Here is a 9,103-nt window from a genome sequence, read left to right on the forward strand (position 1 = left end):
GCCGGCGGCGCGGCGGCTCAGGCGGCGTCGGCTCACGCGTACCGCTTGAACAGCACCGAGGCGTTGGTGCCGCCGAAGCCGAAGCTGTTGGACAAGGCCACATTGATCTCCATCGGCCTGGCCTTGTGCGGCACCAGATCCAGGGCGGTCTCTACCGAGGGATTGTCCAGGTTGATCGTGGGCGGGGCGACCTGGTCACGGATCGCCAGGCAGGTGAAGGCCGCCTCGATGGCGCCTGCCGCACCCAGCAGATGCCCGGTCGCGCCCTTGGTCGAACTCATGGCGACACCCTGCCCGCCGTTGCCCAGCATGCGCTCCACAGCGCGAAGCTCGATCTCGTCGCCGAGCGGCGTCGAGGTGCCGTGGGCATTGATATAGTTGATCTCCGAGGGCGAAATCTTCGCGTCCTTGATCGCGGCCTGCATAGCCCGGAACCCGCCGTCGCCATCCTCGGCAGGCGCCGTGATGTGGTAAGCGTCGCCGGCCATGCCGTAGCCGATCACCTCGGCGTAGATCTTGGCGCCGCGCGTCAGGGCGTGCTCCAGTTCCTCCAGCACCACAATGCCCGCGCCCTCGCCCATGACGAACCCATCGCGGTCCTTGTCATAGGGGCGGCTGGCCTTCTGCGGCGTTTCGTTGAAATCTGTGGACATCGCCCGGCAGGCGATGAACCCGGCAATGCCTACCGGCACAATGCTGGCCTCGGCGCCGCCAGCGACCATCACGTCGGCGTCGCCATACTTGATCATTCGGCAGGCGTCGCCGATGGCGTGCGCGCCGGTCGCGCAGGCCGTCACCACGGCATGGTTCGGGCCCTTGAACCCATGTCGGATCGAAACCTGACCGCTCACCAGGTTGATCAGCGCCGACGGGATGAAAAAGGGACTTACCTTGCGCGGCCCGTGCTCGTGCAACTGGATCGCGGTGGCGGCGATGGTTCCGAGGCCACCGATCCCGGAGCCAATCATCACGCCGGTACGCTCGCGACCCTCGTCGTCCTGTGGCGCCCAGCCCGAGTCGCGCACCGCCTCGTCGGCGGCGGCAATGCCGTAGAGGATGAAATCGTCGACCCGCCGGCGGTCCTTTGCCGACATCGTCTGGTCAGGATCAAAGCTGCCCGGAACCTCCGGCCCACCGCCGCCCTGGCCATCGACGCGCGGGACCTCGCAGGCCACCTGACACGCCCATCCATCGACGTCGAAAGCGCTGATACGCCCTGCGCCGGACTCTCCGGCCAGAATCTTCTTCCAGGTTAGCTCAGTCCCCTGCCCCAGCGGGGTCAGGAGCCCGATGCCGGTGACGACGACTCGACGCATGGGCCTGCCTCACAAACGAAACCGCCGCGCCTTCGGTGGACCGAGGGACGCGGCGGCGTTCAACTACGGTACGTGGTTACCGAACAGCTTTAGCCGCCCAGCTTCTCGCCGATGAACTTCACGGCGTCGCCAACGGTCTGGATATGCTCCGCAGCGTCGTCCGGAATCTCGATGTCGAACTCTTCTTCGAACGCCATGACCAGCTCGACATTGTCGAGGCTGTCGGCCCCCAGATCGTCGATAAAGCTGGCCTTCTCGGTGACCTTTTCAGGGTCAGCATCGAGATGTTCGATCACAATCTTACGGACGCGTTCTAGGACGTCGGACATTTCAGTAGGTCCCTCAGGGCTTAGTCAGGTCATTGCATCGGCGACGGTGGCGCTTAAGTCAACTGCCGCCTTCGGTGTTCAGTTCCGCCTGCCGGGTAGCATGTTCGCTTTCGGCTGGCGAGCGTCAGATCATCGCCATCCCGCCGTTCACATGCAGCGTCTGGCCGGTGACATAACTCGCGGCATCCGAAGCCAGATAGGCGCAGGCGGCGGCGACATCGACGCCCAGTCCCAGGCGACCTGCGGGAATGGTCGTGAGGATCTGGGCTTTCTGGGCCTCGTTCAGGGCATCGGTCATGGGGCTTTCGATGAAGCCGGGCGCCACACAGTTCACGGTGATGCCGCGGGTCGCAACTTCCTGGGCCAGAGCTTTTGAAAACCCGATCATCCCGGCCTTGGAGGCCGCATAGTTCGTCTGGCCGGGATTGCCCATCACGCCCACCACCGAGGTGATGCCGATGATCCGTCCCGCCCGGCGCTTCATCATGCCCTTTACAGCCGCCCGGCTCAGCCGGAAGTAGCTCTCCAGATTGACCTTGAGAACGGTCTCCCAGTCCTCGTCCTTCATCCGCAGAAGAAGCCCGTCCCGGGTGATGCCGGCGTTGGCCACGAGGATATCGATAGGTGCGCCCGCGGCGGCCTCCGCAGCACTGATGAGGCCATCAACCGCCGCCGGGTCAGACAGATTCGCAGGCGCGATCGAGACCCGCTCGCCAAGCGTGGCCGCCATCTCCGCCAACACCACTTCACGCGTGCCCGACAGCACCACATGGGCGCCCTGGGCGTGTAGCGTCCGGGCGATCTCCGCGCCGATACCGCCTGTCGCGCCTGTTACAAGCGCCGTCTTGCCGGTCAGTCCAAACATGGGTCCGCCCCTAAAGAGATTTCGCAAATGATTCGAGATCGGCCGGCGCATTCAATGAAACGGCGTCCGCGTCCGGTGCGATGCGTTTAGCCATACCCGTCAAGACCTTGCCGGCGCCGGCCTCTGCAAACCGGGTGACGCCGCCTTCGCCCGCCATCCAGATCATGCTCTCACGCCAGCGCACCCGCCCGGTGACCTGCTCCACCAGCAAGCGACGCAGGACTTCAGGGTCGTTGGTCGGTTGAGCCTGGATGTTGGTCACCACCGGCGCGCGGGGAGCCTTGAAGGTCGCTTCGGCCAATGCCCGGGCCATTTCGTCCGCCGCCGGTTGCATCAGCGGGCAGTGGAAGGGCGCCGAGACATTCAGCGGAATGGCGCGGGCGCCCAGTTCCTTGGCCTTCTCGATGGCCCGATCCACGGCGACCTTCTCACCCGAGATCACCACATTGCCGCTGTTGTTGTCATTGGCCACAACGCAAACACCGACTTCTGATCCCGCAGCGGCCACCGCCTCGGCCAGCGCCAGATCTGTCTTCGGACCGATCAGCGACGCCATGGCGCCCTGCCCCACCGGAACGGCGCGCTGCATCGCCTGCCCCCGCAACTTCAACAGTCGCGCCGTGTCGGACAGGCTGATCGCGCCAGCCGCCGCCAGAGCAGAATACTCCCCGAGACTGTGGCCAGCCACAAAAGCGGCGCGCCCGATGTTGACGCCGAATTCCTTCTCGAGGGTCCGCATCACGGCCAGACTCACCGCCATCAGCGCGGGCTGGGCGTTTTCGGTGAGGGTCAGCTGATCTTCAGGGCCATCGCGCATCAGCAACGACAGCTTCTGCTCGAGGGCGTCGTCGACCTCCTGAAACACCTCGCGGGCGGATGCAAAGGCCTGCGCCAGCTCCTGGCCCATTCCTATGGCTTGACTTCCCTGGCCGGGAAAAATGAAGGCAAGGCTCATGGGTGCGGTTCCACTGACTGGTGATTCCAGGTCGCGAGCGTTAGGGGATAGCGTCACCCGCGACAAGATGACGAAGCCTGGAGGGCGCCCGATGAGAGCCGTGATCCGCCGCAACAAGACGTTGATCTGCGACGAGATCGCCGATCTGACGCCCGGAGAAGGCCAGGTGCTGGTCAAGACGCTGGCCTGCGGGATCTGCGGATCGGATCTGCATTCCCTGCATCACATGGAGCACATGATCGACATCACGCGCCGTGGAGGGGCCTCCGTAGGTGCAGGCGCTTTCGATCCGACAGCCGATACCGTTTTCGGCCACGAATTCTGCGCGGAAATCCTCGACTTCGGACCGGGAACCACCGGCGTGCTCAAGGCCGGTACGCGCGTGGTTTCAATGCCTGTGACCCTGACGCCGACCGGGGTTGAGGCCCTTGGCTTCTCGAACCGGCTCCCGGGCGGGTTTGCCGAACGCATGATCCTTAGCGAGGCGCTGCTGCTGGCCGTGCCCAATGGACTGCCGACCGACAGCGCCGCCATGACCGAGCCCTTCGCCGTTGGTGCGCATGCAGTGGCAAAGGCGCGGCTGGATGCGGACTCCGTTGCGCTGGTGGTGGGTTGTGGCCCCGTCGGGCTGGCGGTGATCGCCGGGCTCAAGGCGAAGGGGCACGGCCCCGTGATCGCCTGCGACTATTCCCCGCGCCGCCGTGCGGCAGCCGAGCGGCTGGGCGCCGATGTGGTGATCGACCCTGCCACGGAAAGCCCGCACGGTCGCTGGGAGAGCTATGGCGTACCCACCGCCCGCGCGGCCCAGAGCATGGCCCGGATGATGGGCAAGACCTTCGGCCGGCCTGTGGTGTTCGAGTGCGTGGGCTCGCCCGGCATCCTGCAGTCGCTGATCGAGGCGGCGCCGGCGGGCAGCCAGATCGTGGTGGCCGGCGTCTGCATGGAAACCGACCGGATCGAACCCGCCATCGCGATCACCAAGGAGATCGAGCTGACCTTCGTGCTGGGCTATACGCCCGAAGAGTTCGCCATGACCCTGCATCAACTGTCCGAGGGCGTGATTGATGTTTCCGGTCTGGTAACCGGTACGGTCGGACTGGACGGTGTGGCTGACGCCTTTGTGGCTTTGGGCGACCCGGAAGCGCATGTGAAGATCCTGGTGCAGCCCAACGGCTAGAGCCTGTCCGGTTCAGATGGAAACATCTGAACCGGATAAACAATCTCGTTATCATACGTTTAGAGCACGACGGGCGCTTGAACCGGTATCCACTTCAAGCTGTCGTGCTCTAGCGGACCTGTTGCTCACCTCGAAAAGTCGGTATTCACGGGCATCACGAACCTCCTCTCCCCAAGGACGCTGTCTCATGAAACCCTTCACTCTGGCCCTGGCTGCCGCTGCGCTGCTTTCCACACCGGCCCTCGCGGCCCTGAAGGCGGGCGACAAGGCGCCGGATTTCGTGGCGCCGGGCTTCCAGGCCGGCAAGGCGCTGACCTTCTCGATGGCTGAGGCGCGCAGGAAGGGACCGGTCGTACTCTACTTCTTCCCGGCCGCCGACACCGCCGGCTGCAACCTCGAAGCCAAGATGTTCGCCGACGCCATGCCGCAGTTCGCCGCCAACGGCGCGACGGTGATCGGTGTGACCGCCGGCAAGCTGGACAAGCTGCAGCAGATCTCGGCTGACGCCGACAAGTGCTCGGGCAAGTTCCCGGTCGCCGCCGACCCCGGCGCGAAGATCGCCAGGCAGTATGACGCGGTCATGGCCGCCCGCCCCGACTGGTCCGACCGTACCTCCTATGTGATCTCACCGAAGGGCGAGGTATTGCACAGCTATTCCAAGCTGGACCCGACAGAGCACGTGGCCCAGACGCTGGGCGCCGTGAAGGCGTTCAAGGCGAAGCGCTAGACGCACGACCTGCCCCCGGCTTTAGCGAAAACCCTTGCCCGCGCGGGGGTTTTCCCTTATTTGCCCGCCCCTTCACGGAAGGCGGTCTCTCGCGGAACGCAGTCGGGGCGGAAACGTCCTGCCCGCCGCGCCAGAGATCCATCGTGACTGTCGGACTTCCGCCGACGGCCACGCCGCCCTCCACAACGGAAGAGGACATATGGCACTCTACGAACACGTCGTCATTTCGCGGCAGGACATCTCGCCGCAACAGGCCGAAGCGCTCAACGACACCCTGAAGCAACTCATCGAAAGCGGTGGCGGCAACGTCGCCAAGATCGAGTACTGGGGTCTGCGTAACCTGACATTCCGCATCAAGAAGAACCGCAAGGGTCACTATTCCCTTCTGTCGATCGACGCTCCGTCGGACATCGTCAAGGAAATGGAACGCCAGCTGTCGATCAACGAAGACGTGCTGCGCTACATGACCGTCCGCGTGGAAGAACTCGACCTTGAGCTCTCCCCGGTTCTCGCCCGCCGCGATCGCGACCGCGAACGCCGCGACGACGTTCCTCAGTTTTAAGAAAGGGAGGCCCTCGCCATGACCGACGAAACCTCCAACGCGCCGGCTGCCGGCGCTGCTGCGGGCGGCGCACGTCGCCCGTTCTTCCGCCGCCGCAAGGTTTGCCCGTTCTCCGGCGCCGGCGCGCCGAAGATCGACTACAAGGACGTGAAGCTGCTGCAGCGCTACGTCTCGGAGCGCGGCAAGATCGTGCCGTCGCGCATCACCGCGGTGTCGGCCAAGAAGCAACGCGAACTGGCCAAGGCCATCAAGCGCGCCCGCTTCCTGGCTCTCCTCCCCTACGTCGTGAAGTAAGGGAGCCGCACAGATGAAAGTTATTCTGCTCGAACGCGTGGAAGGCCGCGGCGCCCTCGGCGACGTGATCACCGTCAAGGACGGCTACGCACGCAACTTCCTGCTGCCTCGCCAGAAGGCGCTCCGCGCCAACTCGGCGAACCTGAAGGTTTTCGAAGCCCAGCGCGCGGACATTGAAGCCCGCAACGCCAGGGCCAAGGAAGCCGCTGGCCAATCTGGCGAGAAGCTGGACGGCACGTCCTACATCCTGATCCGTCAGGCCGGCGAAAGCGGCCAGCTTTACGGTTCGGTCTCGGGTCGCGACGTTTCCGACGCGGTCAATGCCGAAGGCGGCAAAATCGAACGCGCCATGGTCGTGCTGGACAAGCCGATCAAGACGCTGGGCCTGCACGACGTGAAGGTTCGCCTGCACTCGGAAGTCACCGTCACGGTCACGCTCAACATCGCCCGCAGCCAGGACGAAGCTGAACGCCAGGCCCGTGGCGAAAACGTGATCAACTCCCAGTTCGAGGAAGATCGCGCTGCGGACGAACAAGCCGCCGCCGACATGCTTGAGGGCGGCGCCGGTACACACGTGGACTTCGAACGCTCGGACGGCTGACGCGCGCGTTAATCTGCGGAGAAACAAGACGGCGCGGGAACACTCCCGCGTCGTTTTTGTGTCACTGTTGCCGAATTGTCATTTGCGACAAAACCTGGTGCGCCTAGGTAGAGCCCAACGATAGTAGTCCGGATTCACCGGTCCGTTCATCAGGGTAGCCCATGCGATATCAGAACCTACTGCTCGCCGCAGTCTCCGCCGCAAGCTTGACGGCTGGCACAGCATCAGCCCAAAGCGGACAAACCTCAGCCGAGGTTGAAGAAGTGGTTGTCACCGGCACGCGGTCAGAAGGCCGGACCCGGTTGGAATCCATCGCGCCGGTGGATGTGATCGGCCAGGATGCGCTCTCGAAGGTGGGGGTTACGGAGCTCAACCAGGCGCTATCCATTGCCCTGCCCTCGTTCAACTTCCCCCGCCCCGGTCTGGCTGACGGTACCGACACCATCCGTCCCGCCACCCTTCGCGGCCTCTCACCGGATCAGACTCTCGTGCTGGTGAACTCCAAGCGTCGCCACTCGGCGGCCCTGGTGAATGTCAACGGCACGATCGGACGCGGATCATCCGCCGTTGACCTCAACACCATCCCCTCCGGCATTGTGCAGTCCATTGAAGTCCTGCGCGACGGCGCCTCGGCGCAGTACGGGTCAGACGCCATTGCCGGGGTGCTCAACCTGCGCCTGCGCGAAGCCCGTAGCGGCGGCAACATCACGGCCACCTACGGCGCACGCGTCACGACGGCGAGCACTCTGGTGGCGCCCACCCCGAACGGCGCGAACTTCACTGTCGCCGACAAGGCCAAATACGATCGCACTGATGGTGACACCATCAATTTAGGCGGCTGGATCGGCCTGCCGCTCGGCGAGGACGGTTTCCTGACGCTGTCAGGCGAATATCTCGATCAGGCGAAGACCATTCGTACGGCTCCGGACTGGCGCCAGCAGTATGCCCTTATCAGCGGCGCTTTTGACCCGCGCGAAGCTACGTTTGATCGCTACAACGCCTGGTACGGCGAACCCGACATCGCCCAGTACACGGCATTCGCGAACGCCGGCTACGATCTCAGCGACACGACCAAGCTCTATGGCTGGGCCAGCTTCCAGAACCGCGACTCCACCTCGGCGGGCTTTTTCCGCCGGCCCCTGGATGATCGCAACATCACCTCGATCTATCCCAACGGTTTCCTGCCGCTGATCAATCCTGAGGTGAAGGATTTCTCCTCCGGCGGCGGCGTGACCTGGAAGCTGGGCGAGTGGGATATGGACACCTCGCTGGTTTATGGTTCGAACAGCATGGATTTCACGATCCGCGATACGCTGAACCGCTCTATCGGTCCGAGCAGCAAGACCGTGTTTGACGCCGGTGGCTTCGACTACAACCAGCTGGTCGCCAACATTTCCGGCGTGCGGACCTTCGAGGCCGGTCTCGCCAAGCCGCTGAACGTAGCCGCCGGCATCGAACTGCGTCGCGAAGGCTACAAGATCAATGCGGGCGAGCCGGACTCCTACCGCAATGGTGGCGTTCTGCTGAACGGTGCGCCCACGCCGTCCGGGGCTCAGGTATTCCCCGGCTTCCGGCCCGAGAACGAGGTCGACAAGGATCGGACATCGGTAGGCGTCTATCTCGACCTGGAAGCAAACATCACCGAGCAGTTGTTGATGTCGGCGGCTGTGCGCGGCGAGAGCTATTCAGACTTCGGCGAAACAGTGACCGGCAAGCTCGCGGCTCGCTATGATGTATCGGATAGCCTCGCGCTGCGCGGCTCGATCCAGAACGGCTTCCGCGCACCTTCCCTGCAGCAGCAGTTCTTCACCGCTACCTCCACCAACTTCATCAACGGCGTGCCGTTCGATATCACCACCTTCCCGGCGACCAACAGTGTGGCGGCCGCTTTGGGCGCAGAACCGCTCGACGCCGAAAAATCCACGAACTACGCCGTCGGCGCTGTCGTGCGGCTCGGTCCGGTGAATGTAACCGTCGACGCCTATCGCATTGAGGTGCGCGACCGGATCGTGCTTTCCGAGAACCTTACACAAGCCAACGTTCGCGCGTTTCTGCAGTCGCGCGGCTTCGTCGGCATCGGCGGTGGACGGTTCTTCATCAACGGCGTCAACACCACGACCGAGGGCGTCGATATCATCGCCAACTATAAGGTGACATCCGATGATCTGGGTAGCCTTGGCCTGACGCTGGCGGCCAACTTCAATTCGACCAAGGTCAAGAAGGTGCCGAAGACCGCGCAGCTCGCCGCCCTGACGCCGGCTCCCGTGCTGTTCGATC

At 64.1% G+C, this 9,103-nt stretch carries 10 protein-coding genes; 6 read left to right on the forward strand and 4 right to left on the reverse strand.

What is annotated here, in order from left to right; genetic code table 11:
* Positions 1 to 32: 32 nt before the first annotated feature.
* The 4 genes from fabF to fabD form a co-directional block, all read right to left on the reverse strand.
* Positions 33 to 1,316: a beta-ketoacyl-ACP synthase II gene (gene fabF / locus ACIQ42_RS11630; protein WP_397422351.1), complete on the reverse strand. Its 1,284-nt coding sequence runs from the start codon at positions 1,314 to 1,316 to the stop codon at positions 33 to 35.
* Between the two features lie 89 nt (positions 1,317 to 1,405).
* A complete protein-coding gene (locus tag ACIQ42_RS11635) occupies positions 1,406 to 1,645 on the reverse strand; it encodes an acyl carrier protein (protein WP_397399691.1) in 240 nt (79 codons plus the stop codon).
* Positions 1,646 to 1,769: 124 nt separating this feature from the next.
* Positions 1,770 to 2,510, reverse strand: coding sequence for a 3-oxoacyl-[acyl-carrier-protein] reductase (fabG, locus tag ACIQ42_RS11640; RefSeq protein ID WP_397422352.1), 741 nt, complete (start codon positions 2,508 to 2,510; stop codon positions 1,770 to 1,772).
* Between the two features lie 10 nt (positions 2,511 to 2,520).
* Complete coding sequence (fabD, locus tag ACIQ42_RS11645; protein ID WP_397422353.1) at positions 2,521 to 3,465, reverse strand: ACP S-malonyltransferase; 945 nt, start codon at positions 3,463 to 3,465, stop codon at positions 2,521 to 2,523.
* Positions 3,466 to 3,556: 91 nt separating this feature from the next.
* Here fabD and ACIQ42_RS11650 point away from each other — a divergent pair, with 91 nt between their 5' ends.
* The 6 genes from ACIQ42_RS11650 to ACIQ42_RS11675 form a co-directional block, all read left to right on the forward strand.
* Positions 3,557 to 4,642: a zinc-binding dehydrogenase gene (locus ACIQ42_RS11650; RefSeq protein ID WP_397422354.1), complete on the forward strand. Its 1,086-nt coding sequence runs from the start codon at positions 3,557 to 3,559 to the stop codon at positions 4,640 to 4,642.
* 187 nt (positions 4,643 to 4,829) lie between these two features.
* The gene (locus ACIQ42_RS11655) at positions 4,830 to 5,369 is read left to right on the forward strand and encodes a peroxiredoxin (RefSeq protein ID WP_397422355.1); all 540 of its coding nucleotides are present in this window, start codon (positions 4,830 to 4,832) and stop codon (positions 5,367 to 5,369) included.
* A gap of 199 nt (positions 5,370 to 5,568) precedes the next feature.
* Positions 5,569 to 5,931, forward strand: coding sequence for a 30S ribosomal protein S6 (rpsF, locus tag ACIQ42_RS11660; protein ID WP_397422356.1), 363 nt, complete (start codon positions 5,569 to 5,571; stop codon positions 5,929 to 5,931).
* An 18-nt stretch (positions 5,932 to 5,949) separates the two neighbouring features.
* Positions 5,950 to 6,225, forward strand: a complete 276-nt coding sequence (rpsR, locus tag ACIQ42_RS11665) for a 30S ribosomal protein S18 (RefSeq protein ID WP_397399685.1) — start codon at positions 5,950 to 5,952, stop codon at positions 6,223 to 6,225.
* Between the two features lie 13 nt (positions 6,226 to 6,238).
* Positions 6,239 to 6,826 (forward strand): 50S ribosomal protein L9, encoded by a 588-nt coding sequence (rplI, locus tag ACIQ42_RS11670; protein WP_397399684.1) that lies wholly within the window; start codon positions 6,239 to 6,241, stop codon positions 6,824 to 6,826.
* Positions 6,827 to 7,128: 302 nt separating this feature from the next.
* Positions 7,129 to 9,103 (forward strand): TonB-dependent receptor plug domain-containing protein (locus ACIQ42_RS11675; RefSeq protein ID WP_397422357.1); only part of this gene is annotated, 1,975 nt, incomplete at its 3' end.

It is taken from the genome of Phenylobacterium sp., assembly GCF_044372605.1.
Classification (GTDB): domain Bacteria; phylum Pseudomonadota; class Alphaproteobacteria; order Caulobacterales; family Caulobacteraceae; genus Phenylobacterium.

Bases quoted from the DNA above. Each gene is read 5' to 3' on its own strand.
- fabF (WP_397422351.1), bottom strand. From the start codon at position 1,316: ATGCGTCGAGTCGTCGTCACCGGCATCGGGCTCCTGACCCCGCTGGGG.
- ACIQ42_RS11635 (WP_397399691.1), bottom strand. From the start codon at position 1,645: ATGTCCGACGTCCTAGAACGCGTCCGTAAGATTGTGATCGAACATCTC.
- fabG (WP_397422352.1), bottom strand. From the start codon at position 2,510: ATGTTTGGACTGACCGGCAAGACGGCGCTTGTAACAGGCGCGACAGGC.
- fabD (WP_397422353.1), bottom strand. From the start codon at position 3,465: ATGAGCCTTGCCTTCATTTTTCCCGGCCAGGGAAGTCAAGCCATAGGA.
- ACIQ42_RS11650 (WP_397422354.1), top strand. From the start codon at position 3,557: ATGAGAGCCGTGATCCGCCGCAACAAGACGTTGATCTGCGACGAGATC.
- ACIQ42_RS11655 (WP_397422355.1), top strand. From the start codon at position 4,830: ATGAAACCCTTCACTCTGGCCCTGGCTGCCGCTGCGCTGCTTTCCACA.
- rpsF (WP_397422356.1), top strand. From the start codon at position 5,569: ATGGCACTCTACGAACACGTCGTCATTTCGCGGCAGGACATCTCGCCG.
- rpsR (WP_397399685.1), top strand. From the start codon at position 5,950: ATGACCGACGAAACCTCCAACGCGCCGGCTGCCGGCGCTGCTGCGGGC.
- rplI (WP_397399684.1), top strand. From the start codon at position 6,239: ATGAAAGTTATTCTGCTCGAACGCGTGGAAGGCCGCGGCGCCCTCGGC.